The sequence below is a fragment of the Pseudomonas sp. LBUM1640 genome, from assembly GCF_059716225.1.
The window spans coordinates 3,463,649-3,480,653 of sequence record NZ_CP166816.1 but is presented as its reverse complement, the minus strand read 5'-3'; the positions used below and the strand labels follow the sequence as shown (position 1 = coordinate 3,480,653).

The window sequence follows — 17,005 nt, the reverse complement described above, 5'->3', positions numbered from 1 at the left end:
TTTTTTATGAACGATCCCATCGTTATCGTCAGCGCCGTACGCACGCCCATGGGCGGGTTCCAGGGCGACCTCAAAGGCCTGACCGCGCCGCAATTGGGCGCCGCCGCGATTCGCGCCGCCGTCGAACGTGCCGGCATTGCCACCGATGCCGTGGATGAAGTGTTGTTTGGCTGCGTTCTGCCCGCAGGCCTTGGCCAGGCGCCAGCGCGTCAGGCCGCCTTGGGCGCCGGGTTGGACAAGGGCACCCGCTGCACCACGCTCAACAAAATGTGCGGCTCGGGCATGGAAGCGACCATTCTTGCCCATGATTCATTGTTGGCCGGCAGTGTTGATGTGGTCATCGCCGGTGGCATGGAAAGCATGTCCAACGCGCCGTACCTGCTGGACCGCGCCCGCAGCGGCTACCGCATGGGCCACGGCAAGGTGCTCGACCATATGTTCCTCGACGGCCTCGAAGACGCCTACGACAAGGGCCGCCTGATGGGCACCTTTGCCGAAGACTGCGCCGAGCACAACGGCTTGAGCCGTGAGGCCCAGGATGCTTTCGCCATTGCCTCGCTGACCCGTGCCCAAGAGGCGATCACCCACGGCAGCTTTGCCGCCGAGATCGTCGCGGTGCAGGTCACCGTGGGCAAAGAGCAAAAAACCATCCTGCATGACGAACAACCACCGAAAGCCAGGCTGGACAAGATTGCCAGCCTGAAACCGGCATTCCGCGAAGGCGGCACGGTGACGGCGGCCAACTCCAGCTCGATTTCCGACGGCGCGGCGGCGTTGCTGTTGATGCGTCAGTCCGAGGCGGATAAACGCGGTCTCAAACCGTTGGCAGTGATCCACGGGCATGCGGCATTTGCCGATGAGCCGGGGTTGTTCCCGGTGGCGCCGGTGGGCGCGATTCGCAAGTTGATGAGCAAGACCGGCTGGAACCTCGGCGACGTGGACCTGTTCGAGATCAACGAAGCCTTTGCAGTGGTCAGTCTCGTCACCATGAGCAAGCTGGAAATCCCCCACAGCAAGGTCAATGTCCACGGCGGCGCCTGCGCCTTGGGCCACCCGATTGGTGCATCGGGTGCGCGCATTCTGGTGACGTTGCTCTCTGCCCTGCGCCAGAAAGGCCTCAAGCGCGGTGTTGCCGCCATCTGTATCGGCGGTGGTGAAGCCACGGCCATGGCCGTTGAATGCGTGTATTAAGGACCGTTTATGCTGCCCAATGACGAACAACTGCAAATCAGCGACGCGGCTCGGCAATTTGCCCAAGAGCGTTTAAAACCCTTCGCCGCCGAATGGGACCGCGAGCATCGCTTTCCCAAGGAAGCCATCGGCGAAATGGCCGAACTGGGCTTTTTCGGCATGCTGGTGCCCGAACAATGGGGCGGTTGCGACACCGGCTACCTGGCCTATGCGATGGCTCTGGAGGAAATCGCTGCGGGTGACGGCGCCTGCTCGACCATCATGAGCGTGCACAACTCGGTGGGCTGCGTGCCGATTCTCAAATTCGGCAACGATCAGCAGAAAGAACAGTTCCTCAAGCCCTTGGCCAGCGGTGCCATGCTCGGCGCCTTTGCGTTGACCGAACCGCAGGCCGGCTCCGATGCCAGCAGCCTGAAAACCCGCGCACGCCTGCAAGGCGATCACTATGTGCTCAACGGCTGCAAGCAGTTCATCACCTCCGGGCAGAACGCCGGAATCGTGATTGTGTTTGCGGTCACCGACCCGGCCGCCGGCAAGCGTGGGATCAGCGCCTTTATCGTGCCGACCGACTCACCGGGCTACACGGTCGCGCGGGTCGAAGACAAACTCGGCCAGCATGCGTCCGACACCTGCCAGATCCTGTTTGAAGACGTAAAAGTGCCGGTGGCCAATCGGCTTGGGGAGGAGGGCGAAGGCTACAAAATCGCCCTGGCCAACCTGGAAGGTGGCCGCGTGGGCATCGCCTCGCAATCGGTGGGCATGGCCCGCGCTGCGTTTGAAGCCGCCCGCGACTATGCACGTGAGCGCGAAAGCTTTGGCAAAGCCCTGATCGAACACCAGGCCGTGGCGTTCCGCCTGGCGGACATGGCCACGCAAATCGCGGTCGCCCGGCAAATGGTGCATTACGCCGCCGCCTTGCGCGACAGCGGCAAACCGGCTTTGGTCGAGGCCTCGATGGCCAAGCTGTTCGCCTCGGAAATGGCCGAAAAAGTCTGCTCGGCCGCCTTGCAAACCTTGGGCGGTTACGGTTACCTGAGCGACTTCCCCTTGGAGCGGATCTACCGCGATGTGCGGGTCTGCCAGATTTACGAAGGCACCAGCGATATCCAGCGCATGGTCATCTCACGCAATCTTTAAGGAGCCGATACATGAGTTACGAAACCATTTTGCTTGAAGTGCAGGGCCGCGTCGGGCTGATTACTCTTAATCGCCCGCAAGCCCTGAACGCCTTGAATGCACAACTGGTCAGCGAGCTGAACCAGGCTTTGGATGGCCTGGAAGCCAACCCTGAAATCGGCTGCATCGTGCTGGCCGGCTCGAAAAAAGCCTTCGCCGCCGGGGCTGATATCAAGGAAATGGCCGAGCTGACCTACCCGCAGATCTACCTGGACGACCTGTTCAGCGACAGCGACCGCGTGGCCAACCGCCGCAAGCCGATCATTGCCGCCGTCAACGGCTTCGCCCTGGGTGGCGGCTGCGAACTCGCGTTGATGTGCGACTTCATCCTGGCGGGCGATGGCGCCAAGTTCGGCCAACCGGAAATCAACCTCGGCGTACTGCCGGGCATGGGCGGCACCCAGCGCCTGACCCGCGCGGTGGGCAAGGCCAAGGCCATGGAAATGTGCCTGACCGGGCGTTTTATCGATGCGGTGGAAGCCGAGCGCTGCGGGATCGTGGCGCGCATTGTAGCGGCCGATGAGCTGCTGGAAGAGGCGTTGAAGGTGGCGACACTGATCGCCGGCAAATCGGTGCCCATCAGCATGATGGTCAAGGAAAGCGTCAACCGCGCGTTTGAAGTGAGCCTGTCCGAAGGCGTGCGCTTTGAACGCCGAGTGTTTCATGCAGCGTTTGCGACGCAGGATCAGAAGGAAGGCATGGCGGCGTTTGTGGCCAAGCGCGCGCCGGAGTTCAAAGACAAGTAACCCGATCTCAACAACACTGGAGATCAACCTGTGGGAGCTGGCTTGCTCGCGAATGCGGTGGATCAGTCGGTACATTCGGTGACTGATACTCCGTATTCGCAGGCAAGCCAGCTCCCGCATTGGTTCTGCGGTGTATTGGTTAGAGTGGGTAGTTCTTGAGTTCGCTGGCAATCGCCATCCCGTAGGCGCGCGCCGGTGTTCAAAGACAAGTAACCCGATCTCAACAACACTGGAGCTCAAAATATGGGAGCGGGCTTGCTCGCGAATGCGGTGGATCAGTCGGTACATTCGGTGACTGATACTCCGTATTCGCAGGCAAGCCAGCTCCCACATTGGTTCTGCAGTGTATTGGTTAGAGTGGGTAGTTCTTGAGTTCGCTGGCAATCGCCATCCCGTAGGCGCGCGCCGGTGTTCAAAGATAAATAACCCGATCTCAACAACACTGGAGCTCAAAATGTGGGAGCTGGCTTGCCTGCGATAGCATCACCTCGGTCTTTCACCTAAACCGAGGTGCCTGTATCGCAGGCAAGCCAGCTCCCACTTTGGTTTGCGGTGTCTAGGTTAGAGCTGGTAGTGCTTGAGCTCTCGCGCGATCACCATCCGCTGAATCTCGCTGGTGCCCTCGTAAATCTGCGTGATCCGCGCGTCCCGGTAGTACCGCTCCACCGGGTAGTCTTCCAGATACCCATACCCGCCATGAATCTGCATCGCCGAGGAGCAAACCTTTTCGGCCATTTCCGAGGCGAACAGCTTGGCCTGGGAGGCTTCCGACAGACACGGTTTGCCGGCACTGCGCAGGCGCGCGGCGTGCAGGATCAGCAAACGTGCGGCATTCAGGCGGGTTTGCATGTCGGCCAACAGGTTGGCGACACTCTGGTGCTCAATGATCGCCTGGTTGAATTGCACTCGGTCGCGGGCATATGCCAGCGCCGCTTCAAACGCCGCACGGGCGATGCCCAGGGCCTGGGCAGCAATGCCAATGCGGCCGCCTTCGAGGTTGGACAGGGCAATGGCCAAGCCTTTGCCGCGCTCGCCGAGCAGGTTGGCTTCGGGCACCGTGCACTGGTTGAGGGTGACGGCGCAGGTGTCCGAGGCCCGAATGCCCATTTTGTGTTCCGTGCGGTCGACCACAAACCCCGGCGTGGCCGTGGGCACCAGAAAGGCGGACAGGCCTTTCTTGCCCAAATCCGGGTCGGTCACTGCAAACACGATGGCCAACTTGGCGCGCTTGCCATTGCTCACGAACTGTTTGGCGCCGTTGATCACCCATTGGCCATCACGCAGTTCGGCGCGGGTGCGCAGGTTGTGGGCTTCGGAACCGGCCTGGGGTTCGGTCAGGCAGAAGCAACCGATGGCCTGGCCACTGGCGAGGTCAGGCAGCCAGGCTTGCTTCTGTTCTTGTGTGCCGTAGTTGAGGATTGGCCCGCAACCCACTGAATTATGGATACTCATCAGGGCGCCGGTGGCGCCGTCACCGGCGGAGATTTCTTCGACGGCCAGGGCGTACGCAACGTAATCGACATAGGTGCCGCCCCATTCTTCGGGCACTACCATGCCCAGCAAGCCCAGTTGGCCCATCTTGGCGACCAGGGCATCATCGATCCAGCCGGCTTTTTCCCAGGCTTGGGCGTGAGGGGCGATTTCGCCACGGGCAAAGTCGCGCGCCATGTCGCGAATCATCACTTGTTCTTCTGTGTATTCAATATCTTGCATGGCTTATCTCCCAACCTGCTTGAAGTTTAGAAAGAAGCTCTCGACATGGCTGGCGTCCAGCTCATGGACCGCGGGCGGGTTCCAAACAGGGGCTTTATCCTTGTCGATGATCAATGCGCGAACGCCCTCGATCAGGTCGCCGCGCTCGAACCACTGGCGATCCAAGTGCAGTTCCAACGCGAAGCACTGCTCCAGCGGCAGGCGGCGGCCACGGCGGAGCATCTCCAGGGTGACAGCCATTGCCAGCGGCGAGCGGGTTTGCATCAGGTTGACGGTGGTCAGCGCCCAGTCATGCGTGTCGGCGACGGTGACTTGCTGCAACTGCTCGACGATGCTGGGCACGTCCGGCAGGGCAAAGAAATGGTCGATGGCCGGGCGCAACGCCGCCAGCGGCGGGTCGGGCAATTGCTGCACAGCCAATTTGGCGAGTAAGCCTTGCAAGTCCTTGAGTGGCGAGTCCTGCCATTGCAGGCGGTCAAGCTTCAGGTCCAGGTCGCTGAGCTTGACGCTGTCGATGTACCAGTCGGCCAACCCGCAATACAGGGCGTCGGCGGCGCGAATCTGTACGCCGGTCACGCCGAGGTAAACCCCCAGCTCTCCGGGAATGCGTGGCAGGAAGTAGCTGCCGCCCACGTCTGGAAAATAACCAATGGCCACTTCCGGCATCGCCAGACGGCTGCGTTCAGTCACCACGCGCAGATCGGCGCCCTGCACCAGGCCCATGCCACCGCCCAGGACGAACCCGTCCATCAGTGCCAATACCGGCTTGCGGTAATGATGAATGGCCAGGTCGAGGGCGTACTCCTCGACGAAAAAGTCTTCGTGCAGGCTGTCACCGTTCTTGAAGCTGTCATAAAGGGAACGAATGTCGCCACCGGCGCAGAAGGCTTTTTCGCCGGCGCCGCGCAATACCACGGCGTAGACCTGCGGGTCGTCCTCCCAGGCCTGCAGGTGTGTGGTCAGGTTGCGGACCATGTCCAGCGTAATGGCGTTCAAGCCGGCGGGGCGATTGAGGGTGAGGTGGCCGATGTGGTTGCGGACCTCGGCCAGCACTTCTTCCTGAAGAGTCTCGGCGCGGCTTGCTTGGGATGAAACCTGAGCAGTCATCTGTAACTCCCTGCTTTTATTGTTCTTTATCAAGATGTTCGCGGACGAACCTTCTTGTGATCGTACCAGTGCAAATTTGCCCAGTACAACCCAGAATCATGCAGGTCGTTTTTGCATTTATGCAGCAGGACGGCTGGCCAGCACTTCGCCAATGCTGCGGCGTCGCGCATGGCCTTCTGCCGCGTGGATCAGTTGCTCAAGCTCCGTCGGTGCGACGTCGTAGAACTGCTCCATTTCAGCCAAGGCCCGCTTCAAGTCGACCGCGGTGATCGACGGGTCGGTGACCGGCGCAGCGGTGCCCATGACAACGCTCGGCGACTCAAGCGTACCCTTGGGGTAACGCGTGCGCGTGACGTTGTTATAGGCCAGCGCACACGCCAGCAGTGCTCCTGCGCCGAGCATGACCGGCGCCAGTTCCTGCCAACCGAGGGCAATCGACGCCGGGTCGGCGAGTACCAGGGTCATGGCCAGGCCGCCTGCGGGCGGGTGCAGGCAACGTAGCCAGCACATCAGGATTACGGTCATGCCCGCCGCGAGGCAGGCGCTGCCCAACGTGCGCCCCAATACCCGCGCGACCAGCAGTGCCACAACCCCGGCACACAGGTAGCTACCGATAATCGACCATGGCTGGGCCAGCGCACCGGAGGACACCGCAAACAGCAGCACGGCCGAAGCACCGAGCGGGCCGAGCAAGTGCAGGGCCACCTGCATACCAAACACTTGGGCACATACCCATACACTGAACAGCGTGCCCAAGGCCATGCCGATGGCGGCGCGGCTCCATTCGGCGGGGCGGGTATTGATGGCGGTGGGTAACCAGCGAGCGAGCATCGTACGGATCCATAAACAGCGGGCAAAAAAAAAGCTCGTCTGGTTTCCCGGAAGAGCCCTTTGAAAGTTCCAACATTTGGGGGAGGAACCCGCACAGTGTGCCGACCTTGATGCGTGATCGCCAATGCATATTAATGGAGGTTGAATGCAAGAAAAGTGCAGTTAAGTGGTTTCACTGGGCGGGATCAAGCGCTACTGCTGCGCCAGCGCAGTGCTCAGGTGGCCCAGTACACGAGTATCCGTCTCTTCGTTGAACAGGTGTCTTTGCAGGTTTTCCTGCAGCGCAGGGTCGTCGGCCAGTGGCCCCTTCAGCGCGACCAAGGCGTCACGCAATTCCATCAATCGATCCAGACTTGGTACAGGAATAAGTAACAGATCTTCCGGCACGGCATTGCCCTCTTAATGAAGTAAGTCACGGTGTTTTATGTGGCCTACGGCATGCTTGTAGTGATGCAGCGTGCACTTACCCCAGCCTGTCGAACTCGTGGTAGTAGATAGTTGATGCACTGGCAACGAGTCTACATTTGGGTTCCAGGCGCCGGAAGACAAAGTGCGCCAGCCGTTACGCATAGCTACGTAGGCGTTTTCTTGGTGGTTATGACGAAAAACGCCCACTCTTCAAAGAGTGGGCGTTGTTTATTAAACGGCGGCTGTAAACGCGATCAAGGCGCGGAGGGCTTGGCCAGATGCAGCAACACATAAGGGTCTTTATCGAACTCCCCGGTCAGCGTCGGGGTGAGCGAACGCAAGCGCGGGTCTTGCAACCGATTAAAGTCCTGAGCACTCATCACCAGCCAGGCAGGCGCTTGCAGCGGCGCCAGGTCAGCGGATGACCGGGTAAACAGCGGCACCTTATCGCAGTCGAAGTTGACCATGAACTTGATGGCCTTGGCGTCTTTACCCAAGCCATGCAGGACCACCGGTGCCGGTTGCTGCATGATCTGGGCTTTGACCGCGAGGCTGAACGTGCGGGTGTCGTAGAGCGCGCGCTCCAGCGGTTCGACCACCACAATGTAGGTCGACCACAGTGCAAGCACCGCAGCGAATGCCGGAGCCAGAGGCCGCCACCGAGGCTTCAACACCGCCAGCAGTGCCAGCACTTGCAGCACGCCAAGCACCGCGAAGATCAGCCCAAGACTGCTGAGCTGTTCCGGGTAACGCCGCCGCGCAACCACCAGGCCGATCACCAACAGCGCCGGTAACAGCGTCCAGAGGCCCAACATAAAACCGCGCAACCAAGCAAACAGTCGCCCTTGGGTGACCTGGAACGGGTAGGCCGCGATGATCGCCGCCATCGGCAGCATCGGCAGGATGTAGCGGGCTTTTTTCGCCTGAGGCACCGACAAACCCAGCATCACCAGCAAACCGGCTGCCGCGCAGTACAACACCAACTGCAACGCCGGGCCTGGGGTGCGACGCCCGCCCGCCACTACAGCCAGCAGCACCAACAGTGCCAGCGGGTAGGCCAGGGCATAATTGCCGATGGAACTGGTGAAGTAATACAACACGCCGCCGGAGCCTTCGGTGCCGTCCATGCGCCCAAGGAACTGCATGCGGATCACGTCCTGCATGAAGTCCTCGCCACCACTGAGCTTGGCCAGTAGCAGCAACAGGCCGACACACGCCGCCAGCAGCGCCAGGGCGATCAGACCGAACGAGAACAGTTGGCGCCATTGCCGGTTGAGCACGTAATAGCTGCACAACACACCCGTTGGAATCACCAGGCCGATGGGCCCGCGGATGGCAAAGCCGATAATCAGCAGCAGGAACAACCAGTGCAGGCGTTTGGCGGCGCCGAAGTGATCGTGCGCATAACCCAGGTAAAACACCGCCAGGGCAACGGCGGCGAGCATCTGGTCCAGGGACACCGCGCGGGTTTCACTGATAAAGGTGCTGCTGAGCAGCAACATCGCGATGCTGAGCAGGCCCCAGCGCGTGGAGTAGGGCGCTGTCAGGCGATACACCAGCGTGACGATCAGCGCCGACGCGATGGACGTGGGCAGCCAAGCGGTAAAGCTGGTGACCTGGCCAAACGGCAACGACAACACCCACGTCAGCAGCGTCGAGGTCGCCAGGTAATCGGCGTAAGGCTGGCCGTAGGTGGTGGGGAAGAAACTCGGCCCATGGCGCAGCATTTCCTGGGCGAACACCACGAAGCGCGAGTCGAAGCCGATAATTGCCTGGTGCCAGTTACCGATAATAAACAGCACCAGGGCCAGGAGCCCAAGCCCCAGCGACTGGTGACGGATCGTTGCGTTGAGCAATGGCGGATGAGCTTTGTTCACGTCTCAGGCTTCCTTGGCCTGCTGCACCCAGTTTTGCTGAGGGATCGGCAGTTCGCAGGAGTCACCCCGGCCCATTGGGAAATACTTGAAGCCTTTGCGTGCCAGGCGCTCACCGTCGTACAGGTTGCGACCGTCGAAGATCACCGGGTTTTTCAGGCGATCATGGATCAGGTCGAAGTCCGGTGCCTTGAACTGCTGCCATTCAGTGCAGACGATCAGCGCATCGGCGCCGCTCAACGCCGATTCCGGCGTGCCCAGCAGGGTCAGGCGCGACTCGTCGCCGTAGATGCGCTGGGTTTCCTGCATGGCTTCAGGGTCAAACGCACGCACATTGGCGCCCGCCGCCCACAGCGCTTCCATCAGCACGCGGCTGGGCGCATCGCGCATGTCATCGGTGTTGGGCTTGAAGGCCAGGCCCCACAAGGCGAACGTCTTGCCCTGCAGGTTGCCCTTGAAGTAAGCATTGATGCGCTCGAACAGCTTGCTCTTCTGGCGTTGGTTGATGGCTTCCACGGCTTCGAGCAGGTCGCTGGAGCAATTGGCCTCTTTGGCGCTGTGGATCAGGGCGCGCATGTCCTTGGGGAAGCACGAGCCGCCGTAGCCGCAACCGGGGTAGATGAAGTGGTAGCCGATGCGCGAGTCGGCGCCGATGCCCAGGCGTACGGCTTCGATGTCGGCGCCCAAGTGCTCGGCCAGCTCGGCGATCTGGTTGATAAAGCTGATCTTGGTGGCCAGCATGCAGTTGGCGGCGTACTTGGTCAGTTCGGCGCTGCGCAGGTCCATGAAGATGATGCGGTCGTGGTTGCGGTTGAACGGCGCGTACAGGTCGCGCATCACTTCCCGCACTTGTTCACGCTCGCAGCCGATGATGATGCGGTCCGGGCGACGGCAGTCGGCAACGGCCGAGCCTTCCTTGAGGAATTCCGGGTTGGAGACGATATCGAACTCCAGGTGGCGGCCGGCCACGCGCAGGTTCTTTTCGATATGGGCGCGCAAGGTGTCACCGGTGCCAACGGGAACGGTGGATTTTTCCACCAGGATCACCGGTTCCACGCGGTGGCGGGACACCGCATCACCCACCGACAGCACATATTTCAGGTCGGCCGAGCCGTCTTCGTCCGACGGCGTGCCCACGGCGATAAACAGTACTTCACCGTGCTCAACCGCAAGTTTTTCATCGAAGGTGAAGTGCAGGCGTCCGCTTTCCAGGTTTTCCTTGACCATGGCCGCCAGCCCCGGCTCGAAAATGGTCACGTGGCCTTTTTGCAGCGACTCGACCTTGCTCTTGTCAACGTCCATGCAGATCACATCGTGACCGACTTCGGCCAATACGGTGGCTTGCACCAGACCGACGTAACCACTACCAAATACACTGATTTTCATGGGGCATTCCTGGGGCTTGCAACGCTAGCACGACGAGAGTTAATAACCAGTACTCCAAGGATGACCAAGGCCACCCCCAGGGTTTTTGAAAGCGAAAAATGTTCGTTGAACACCGGCAGGCTGGCGGCCAGCAGGTACACCAGCGCGTAGCTGATGCTGAGCAGCGAATAAGCGCGGCCCAGCGGTAAATGCTTGAGTGCACCGAGCCAGCAGAGCATCGACAGCGCATAGGCGATGATCGCCAGGATCACCACGGCCAGGGCGCCCATATCGATGCTGTTGCTGTTGAACGCGTTCAGCCACTCGGCAGGCAGCGGCAGGCGCGTCATGCTCCAGCGCATGCCCAACTGGGCGGCGCTGACCAGGCCGACACTGCCCAAGGCCAGGGCAAAGCCTTGAACCCGGCTCATACGTGACGCCCCAGCAACACCACACCGCCGATCACCAGCGCCACGCCCAGCCAGTGACGGCCATCGATGTGCTCATGAAAGACAAAGCGCGCCATCAGCGTGACCAGTACAAAATTCAGGCTGAGCATGGGGTAGGCGATGCCCACTTCCAGGCGCTGCAACACCAGCAGCCACACCAGCAAGCCCAGGCCCAGGCACACCAGCGCCGCCCACAGCCAGGGCGAACGCAGTTTGGGTGCCCAACCGTCCGGCTGGTCGCGCCAGCTTTCCACGGCAAACTTCTGCGAAACCTGGCCCATGCACGTGAGCAGGCACGCGCTGAGTAAAAGAACCAGGGTGATCATGGCGCGGCCTGTGGAAAGATCAGGATCACCAGGTTGCCTTGCTCATAGCGCTTGCCGTCCTGGGGCAGCAAGTTCACTTCGGCGACTTCATCCTCGCCCTTGACCCGCATGACCACACCGACCGGCCCTTGTTTGCGCGCATCAGTCATCCATTGCTGGACCTGAGAGGTGCCGATCTTGCGGTGGGCCGTGTCTGCGTAGGCGATGCCGTATTTCACTTCACCGACGGTGTTGTAAAGCGCGACATCCGGGCGCCCGAGGCGCCAAGACAACGCCGACGCCGCGCCCAGGTCATTGCTGAGCAAGGCGGTGGTCGATTGCAACTCCTGCTGGTGGTCGATGATGAACTGATCCGGGATCTTGTTGTAAACCACCGAGTGGGGCAGTGCGCCAGGCACGAGCAGCACCAGCAAGCCGCTGCCAATCAGCGGCGCCGCCCACAGTTTCAATGGGCGAGCGGCTTGCAGCAGGTTGGCGATGATCCAGCCGAACAAGCAGGCAAAGACCAGCACCAGGCTGAGGGTTTCCTCGCCGTGTTCGTACACCGGTTTCTTCAGTTGGAACCAGCTGAGTGCCAGCAAGGCCAGCACACCGAACGCCAAATTCAGCCAGCCGTTGATGCGCAGTGCGCGGCCATGGCCCTGTGCAAGTTTGTCGCTCAGGGTTGCACCCATCAGCAGGGCCAATGGCAGCAGGCACGGCATGATGTAGGACGGCAGCTTGCCTTTGGCCAGGCTGAAGAAGGCCAGGGGCATCAACAGCCACAACAGCAGAAACGCGGTTTTAGGCAGGCGTTTTTCCCGCCACGCGTGTTTAACGGTGGACGGCAGCAGGGCCACCCACGGCAACGAGAACGCGACCATCAACGGCAGGTAATACCAGAACGGCTCGGCATGCTGGGCGTCGTCCCCGGCAAAGCGTTGGATATGCTCGTGCCAGAAGAAGAAGTTCCAGTAGTCCGGCTCTTGCAGGTGCACGGCCAGCGCCCACGGCAGGCTGACCACAACGGCGACGACGACCGCGACCACGCCATAGCCAAGCAATTCACGAAAGCGTTTCTGCCAGATCGCATAGGGCAGGGCAATCAGCACCGGCAGCAACCAGGCGAGAAAACCCTTGGTCATGAAGCCCATGCCGCAGGCAAAGCCGAGCAAGGCCCAGGAGCCTAAACGGCCACGGCGCGTGGTGCTGTCGAAACAGAACCAGAGTGCCACGCCGGTCAGGTTGACCCAGAAGGTGAACTGCGGGTCCAGGTTGGCATAACCGCCGAGCAAGGCCACGCTGACAAAGCTCATGTACAGCACGGTGCTGACCAGGCTTTTTTGCGGGTCATTCCACAGCCGGCGCGACACCCAATAAACCAGCAGGATGCTCAACCCGGTGCTCAAGGCCGAGGCAAAACGCACGCCGAACAGGTTCTGCCCGAAGATCGCCTGGCCCAGCGCGATCATCCAGTAGCCAGCGGCAGGCTTTTCAAAGTAGCGAATGCCCATGAAGTGCGGCGACGCCCACTTACCGGTCAGCAGCATTTCCTGGCTGATCTGTGCGTAACGGGTTTCATCCGGAATCCACAGGCCGTGAGTGGCCAGCGGTAACAGGTAAAACGCGCCAAAGGCCAACAGGAGCAGGGGCAATGCCCAGCGCCGGATCATGCCTGCTGCACTCCGAGCCAACCCTCGCGACCGCTCAGCGCGCCACGCACCAGCTGTTGCTGGGGCAGGGTGGTCACATCCGCAGGCAACAGGTCGCCCAGGGGAGTGAAGTCGATGCCGCGCTGCCCGGCCTGGGCGAGCAACTGACGAAAATCTTCAGCCATCAGAATCCCTTCTACTTCTGCGTGGATCGTGTAGACGTTCAGCTTCGACTCAGTAAACCGGTCAAGAATGAAGCTGTTGAAGTCTTTGGCAGCCACCACCGGCCCAACGACTTCGTCGAAGGTCGGCAGGTCTACCGGAATTTGTGGGGTGCCCGCACTGCCATCGGCCAAGGTCGGACGAAACAGGCTGGTGCCCCGGCAATCGCTGTTGTAGCGAAAATTGAAGCCTTGCTTGGCTTGCACCACGCGCTCATCGGCGCGCCAGCCGGCGGCCGCTGAGCAGTCGATGCGCTCACCCAGAATGTCGCTCAAGGTGTCGACGCCACGGCGGATCTGTTCGACCAGCTGTGCGTCGCTCCAACGCCCGGTGTTGGCCTGCCAGCCGTGGTGGTCCCACGCATGCAGGCCAACCTCATGGCCGGCGGCCTTGGCCTGGCGCATTAAATGCCCCAGGTCACGGCCAATCGGTTTGCCCGGCCAGGCGGTGCCGGCCAGCAAAATGTCCCAGCCATACAGCCCGGCGGCATTGGAACGCAGCATCTTCCACAGAAATTGCGGGCGGATGAGGCGCCATAAGTGGCGCCCCATGTTGTCCGGCCCAACGCTGAAGAAGAACGTCGCTTTTACCCCTGCTTCATCCAGGGATTCGAGCAACCGCGGCACACCTTCACGGGTGCCACGGTAGGTGTCGACGTCAATGCGCAAGCCTGCCTTCATTACTTGTTGTCCGCGATTTCGAGCATGGCTTCACGCAGGAAGAAGTCCAGGGTGTTGCCGATGGTTTCGCTCATCTCAACGGTTGGCTCCCAGTTCAGCAGGCGCTTGGCGTTTTCGATGCTTGGCTTGCGGTGCGCCACGTCCTGGTAACCGGTGCCGTAGAACGCCTTGCTTTCTACGTCGCGGAAACCGGCGAACGGTGGGAAGTTGCTGCGCAGCGGGTGAGCTTCGAACTGACGCAGCAGCTCTTCGCCCAGCTGACGGATGCTGGCTTCGTTTTCCGGGTTGCCGATGTTGATGATCTGGCCATTGCAGACATCGTTGTCGTTATCAATGATGCGGGCCAGTGCTTCGATGCCGTCGGCGATGTCAGTGAAGCAACGCTTCTGCTCGCCACCGTCGAACAGGCGGATTGGCGTGCCTTCCACCAGGTTCAGGATCAGCTGGGTGATGGCGCGGGAGCTGCCGATGCGGGCCGAGTCCAGGCGGTCCAGGCGCGGGCCCATCCAGTTGAATGGGCGGAACAGGGTGAAGTTCAGGCCTTTGTCGCCGTAAGCCCAGATCACGCGGTCCAGCAGTTGCTTGGAGACCGAGTAGATCCAGCGCTGCTTGTTGACCGGGCCGACGACCAGGTTGGAGGTGTCTTCGTCGAAGTACTGGTCCTGGCACATGCCATAGACTTCGGAGGTCGACGGGAAGATCACGCGCTTGTTGTACTTGACGCAGTAGCGAACCAGCTTGAGGTTCTCTTCGAAGTCCAGCTCGAACACCCGCAGCGGGTTACGGGTGTATTCGATTGGGGTGGCGATGGCGACCAGCGGCAGTACCACGTCGCACTTCTTGATGTGGTACTCGATCCACTCGGAGTGAATGCTGATATCGCCTTCCACGTAATGGAAGTTGGGGTGGCTGCGCAGGCGCTCGATGGCGTCGGAGCCGATGTCCAGGCCGTAGATTTCGTAACGGTCGTCACGCAGCAGGCGCTCGGACAAGTGGTTACCGATGAAACCGTTCACACCCAGGATCAGCACGCGGGTACGGCGTGGCTTGCGGCCCGACTCGGCGCCGCGCAATACGGAACCGTCCACCAGGCCCAGTTCATCGGCCAGGGACGGGCCAGCCAGGTACAGGCCATTGGCGTTGCGCTGGCCGAACTTGACCACCAGGGAATCTTCACCGCAGGCGATGCGCAGCGGGTTGACGCTGATTACGCGACCTGGCGCCAGGCCTTCGTTGCCCTTGACCACTTCGGCTTGCCAGACGATCAGTTTGTGCTCGCCGACGGCGCAGAAAGCGCCTGGGTACGGTTGAGTCACGGCGCGAACCAGGTTGAACAGTTCTTCAGCCGGCTTTTTCCAGTCCAGCTTGCCATCGGCGGCGGTGCGGCGGCCGAAGTAGGTGGCTTGGCTTTCGTCCTGAGCGGTTTCAGCCAGCTTGCCTTGAGCCAGTTGCGGCAGGGCGTCACGCAGCAGGCTGGTGGCGGCGTCACGCAGTTTGGCGTGCAGGGTCAAGCCGGTGTCGGTGCGGTCGATGACGACTTTCTGCTGGGCCAGGATCGCGCCGGCATCGGCACGCTTGACCATACGGTGCAGGGTCACGCCGGTTTCGGTTTCGCCGTTGACCAGTACCCAGTTGGCCGGTGCGCGGCCGCGGTATTTGGGCAGCAAGGAGCCGTGCAGGTTGAACGCGCCTTTTTTGGCGGTGACCAGCAGGGCCTCGCTCAGCAGGTTGCGGTAGTAGAACGAGAAGATGTAATCCGGGTTCAGCTTGGCAATGCGCTCGATCCACAGTGGGTGGTTGGCGTCTTCCGGTGCATGCACCGGGATGCCGTTGCGGGCACACAGTTGGGCGACGGAGCCGTAGAAATTGTTTTCCTTGGGGTCGTCGGCATGGGTGAACACGGCAGCAATTTCGTAACCCGCATTGAGCAGGGCTTCAATACCAGCACAGCCAATATCGTGGTAAGCGAAGACAACAGCTTTTGAATTCATGACGAAACCTGATCGGAAGGAGAAGTAGTAGAGGTGGTGGTATGGGAGGACACCAGGCCGTCAACGACGACCACTGGAGTCGGTGCTGCCGGTTGGTTGCGCAGCACTTTTTCAATGAAGAAACGTGGGCGGGCGCGCACATCGCTGTACATGCGGCCCAGGTATTCACCCAACAGGCCCATGCCGATGAACTGGCCGCCGGTGAACACGAAGAGCACCGCGAACAAGACGAACATGCCGTCGCCGGCCCACTGAGCGCCAAAGGCCAGGCGCAGGACGATCAACGCCAGGGCAAACAGCACGCCCAGGGCGGCGAGGCTGAAGCCTACAATGCTCAGCAGGCGCAGCGGCGTGGTGGTCATGCAGGTCAGCAGGTCGAACATCAGGCTGATCAAGCGCATCGGGCTGTATTTGGACTCGCCATGTTCACGCTCGGCGTGATGCACCAGGATCTCGGTGGTGTGGCGGGCAAAACCGTTGGCCAGGATCGGGATGAAGGTGCTGCGCTCGCGGCAGGCGAGCATGGCGTCGACGATGGTGCGCCGATAGGCGCGCAGCATGCAGCCGTAGTCGGTCATGGCCACGCCGGTGGAGCGTTGCACGGCCAGGTTGATCAGGCGCGAAGGCCAGCGGCGAAAGGCCGAGTCCTGGCGGTTGTTGCGTACGGTGGCAACCACGTCGTAGCCCAGGGCGGCTTGTTCGACCAGGCGCGGGATTTCTTCCGGGGGGTTCTGCAGGTCGGCGTCGAGGGTGATCACCACCTCGCCCCGGCACTGTTCGAAGCCGGCCATGATCGCCGCATGTTGGCCGTAATTACGGTTGAGGATCACCGCCACTACGTTGCTGCCTTCTTGCGCGGCAGCGTCCTCCAGCAATTGGGCCGAATTGTCGCGACTACCATCATCCACCAGGATGATTTCGTATTCGTAAGCCAGTTGCTTGCAGGCTGCCGTCGTGCGACGCAGCAATTCAGGCAGGCTCTCTTGTTCGTTGTAGACCGGGATAACGATCGACACGCAATGAATAGGGTAGGGTTTCAAAGATTCATGACCTCGGGGCTATTGCAGGTTGGAGCGTGAAAACAGCAGTCATCAGCGGCTGAATGCTCAGAAAACTGATTGAACCTGGCAGCGGTTGGCGGTGTGCATTCGACGTTCCTGGGACGGGCAATGGTTTCTTCCATGGGCAACTGCAGTAAAGACGAAAAGTCGCAAAGGTAAAACGTAATCAACAGGTTAGTCGTAGGACACGCGGCTCGTTCTCAAGTCCTGTGGCCAAGATTAAGCGCAAAAATG

15 protein-coding genes are annotated in these 17,005 nt (G+C 60.9%); 3 read left to right on the top strand and 12 right to left on the bottom strand.

The features are described from left to right. Window positions 1-6 precede the first annotated feature (6 nt). From ACA065_RS15605 to ACA065_RS15595, 3 genes are read left to right on the top strand one after another with little or no spacing between them, the layout of a single operon-like run. Window positions 7-1,191 carry an acetyl-CoA C-acyltransferase gene (locus ACA065_RS15605; protein ID WP_497690439.1) on the top strand — a complete coding sequence of 395 codons (1,185 nt, stop codon included), beginning with the start codon at window positions 7-9 and terminating at the stop codon, window positions 1,189-1,191. A 9-nt stretch (window positions 1,192-1,200) separates the two neighbouring features. Further along, complete coding sequence (locus ACA065_RS15600) at window positions 1,201-2,328, top strand: acyl-CoA dehydrogenase (protein ID WP_497690438.1); 1,128 nt, start codon at window positions 1,201-1,203, stop codon at window positions 2,326-2,328. Between the two features lie 11 nt (window positions 2,329-2,339). Continuing rightward, the gene (locus ACA065_RS15595) at window positions 2,340-3,113 is read left to right on the top strand and encodes an enoyl-CoA hydratase (RefSeq protein WP_497690437.1); all 774 of its coding nucleotides are present in this window, start codon (window positions 2,340-2,342) and stop codon (window positions 3,111-3,113) included. 561 nt (window positions 3,114-3,674) lie between these two features. On the opposite strand, the gene ACA065_RS15590 is transcribed toward ACA065_RS15595, so the two are convergent. The 12 genes from ACA065_RS15590 to arnC all read right to left on the bottom strand — a co-directional run bounded on the left by ACA065_RS15590 (window position 3,675) and on the right by arnC (window position 16,750). After that, the gene (locus ACA065_RS15590; RefSeq protein WP_497690436.1) at window positions 3,675-4,826 is read right to left on the bottom strand and encodes an acyl-CoA dehydrogenase family protein; all 1,152 of its coding nucleotides are present in this window, start codon (window positions 4,824-4,826) and stop codon (window positions 3,675-3,677) included. Window positions 4,827-4,829: 3 nt separating this feature from the next. After that, window positions 4,830-5,933 carry an enoyl-CoA hydratase/isomerase family protein gene (locus tag ACA065_RS15585; RefSeq protein ID WP_497690435.1) on the bottom strand — a complete coding sequence of 368 codons (1,104 nt, stop codon included), beginning with the start codon at window positions 5,931-5,933 and terminating at the stop codon, window positions 4,830-4,832. A 117-nt stretch (window positions 5,934-6,050) separates the two neighbouring features. Continuing rightward, complete coding sequence (locus ACA065_RS15580; RefSeq protein ID WP_497690434.1) at window positions 6,051-6,764, bottom strand: HPP family protein; 714 nt, start codon at window positions 6,762-6,764, stop codon at window positions 6,051-6,053. A 192-nt stretch (window positions 6,765-6,956) separates the two neighbouring features. Continuing rightward, window positions 6,957-7,115, bottom strand: a complete 159-nt coding sequence (locus ACA065_RS15575; protein WP_497695358.1) for a type VI secretion system contractile sheath small subunit — start codon at window positions 7,113-7,115, stop codon at window positions 6,957-6,959. Window positions 7,116-7,426: 311 nt separating this feature from the next. After that, entirely contained in the window at window positions 7,427-9,049 is a 1,623-nt protein-coding gene (locus ACA065_RS15570) for an ArnT family glycosyltransferase (protein ID WP_497690433.1), read from the bottom strand. 3 nt (window positions 9,050-9,052) lie between these two features. Further along, window positions 9,053-10,432, bottom strand: a complete 1,380-nt coding sequence (locus tag ACA065_RS15565) for a UDP-glucose dehydrogenase family protein (RefSeq protein WP_497690432.1) — start codon at window positions 10,430-10,432, stop codon at window positions 9,053-9,055. Further along, window positions 10,429-10,842, bottom strand: coding sequence for a 4-amino-4-deoxy-L-arabinose-phosphoundecaprenol flippase subunit ArnF (arnF, locus tag ACA065_RS15560; protein ID WP_497690431.1), 414 nt, complete (start codon window positions 10,840-10,842; stop codon window positions 10,429-10,431). Before arnF ends, ACA065_RS15565 begins: the two co-directional genes overlap by 4 nt. Next, window positions 10,839-11,186, bottom strand: coding sequence for a 4-amino-4-deoxy-L-arabinose-phosphoundecaprenol flippase subunit ArnE (gene arnE, locus ACA065_RS15555; protein WP_497690430.1), 348 nt, complete (start codon window positions 11,184-11,186; stop codon window positions 10,839-10,841). Before arnE ends, arnF begins: the two co-directional genes overlap by 4 nt. After that, a complete protein-coding gene (gene arnT, locus ACA065_RS15550; RefSeq protein WP_497690429.1) occupies window positions 11,183-12,838 on the bottom strand; it encodes a lipid IV(A) 4-amino-4-deoxy-L-arabinosyltransferase in 1,656 nt (551 codons plus the stop codon). Before arnT ends, arnE begins: the two co-directional genes overlap by 4 nt. After that, window positions 12,835-13,719, bottom strand: coding sequence for a 4-deoxy-4-formamido-L-arabinose-phosphoundecaprenol deformylase (gene arnD, locus ACA065_RS15545; protein WP_497690428.1), 885 nt, complete (start codon window positions 13,717-13,719; stop codon window positions 12,835-12,837). Before arnD ends, arnT begins: the two co-directional genes overlap by 4 nt. After that, window positions 13,719-15,710 carry a bifunctional UDP-4-amino-4-deoxy-L-arabinose formyltransferase/UDP-glucuronic acid oxidase ArnA gene (arnA, locus tag ACA065_RS15540; RefSeq protein WP_497690427.1) on the bottom strand — a complete coding sequence of 664 codons (1,992 nt, stop codon included), beginning with the start codon at window positions 15,708-15,710 and terminating at the stop codon, window positions 13,719-13,721. Before arnA ends, arnD begins: the two co-directional genes overlap by 1 nt. Further along, window positions 15,707-16,750, bottom strand: coding sequence for an undecaprenyl-phosphate 4-deoxy-4-formamido-L-arabinose transferase (arnC, locus tag ACA065_RS15535; RefSeq protein ID WP_497690426.1), 1,044 nt, complete (start codon window positions 16,748-16,750; stop codon window positions 15,707-15,709). Before arnC ends, arnA begins: the two co-directional genes overlap by 4 nt. Between the last annotated feature and the right edge of the window lie 255 nt (window positions 16,751-17,005).

Bases quoted from the DNA above. Each gene is read 5' to 3' on its own strand.
- arnD (WP_497690428.1), bottom strand. From the start codon at position 13,719: ATGAAGGCAGGCTTGCGCATTGACGTCGACACCTACCGTGGCACCCGT.
- ACA065_RS15580 (WP_497690434.1), bottom strand. From the start codon at position 6,764: ATGCTCGCTCGCTGGTTACCCACCGCCATCAATACCCGCCCCGCCGAA.
- ACA065_RS15590 (WP_497690436.1), bottom strand. From the start codon at position 4,826: ATGCAAGATATTGAATACACAGAAGAACAAGTGATGATTCGCGACATG.
- arnE (WP_497690430.1), bottom strand. From the start codon at position 11,186: ATGATCACCCTGGTTCTTTTACTCAGCGCGTGCCTGCTCACGTGCATG.
- ACA065_RS15585 (WP_497690435.1), bottom strand. From the start codon at position 5,933: ATGACTGCTCAGGTTTCATCCCAAGCAAGCCGCGCCGAGACTCTTCAG.
- ACA065_RS15565 (WP_497690432.1), bottom strand. From the start codon at position 10,432: ATGAAAATCAGTGTATTTGGTAGTGGTTACGTCGGTCTGGTGCAAGCC.
- ACA065_RS15595 (WP_497690437.1), top strand. From the start codon at position 2,340: ATGAGTTACGAAACCATTTTGCTTGAAGTGCAGGGCCGCGTCGGGCTG.
- arnA (WP_497690427.1), bottom strand. From the start codon at position 15,710: ATGAATTCAAAAGCTGTTGTCTTCGCTTACCACGATATTGGCTGTGCT.
- ACA065_RS15600 (WP_497690438.1), top strand. From the start codon at position 1,201: ATGCTGCCCAATGACGAACAACTGCAAATCAGCGACGCGGCTCGGCAA.
- ACA065_RS15605 (WP_497690439.1), top strand. From the start codon at position 7: ATGAACGATCCCATCGTTATCGTCAGCGCCGTACGCACGCCCATGGGC.
- arnT (WP_497690429.1), bottom strand. From the start codon at position 12,838: ATGATCCGGCGCTGGGCATTGCCCCTGCTCCTGTTGGCCTTTGGCGCG.
- arnF (WP_497690431.1), bottom strand. From the start codon at position 10,842: ATGAGCCGGGTTCAAGGCTTTGCCCTGGCCTTGGGCAGTGTCGGCCTG.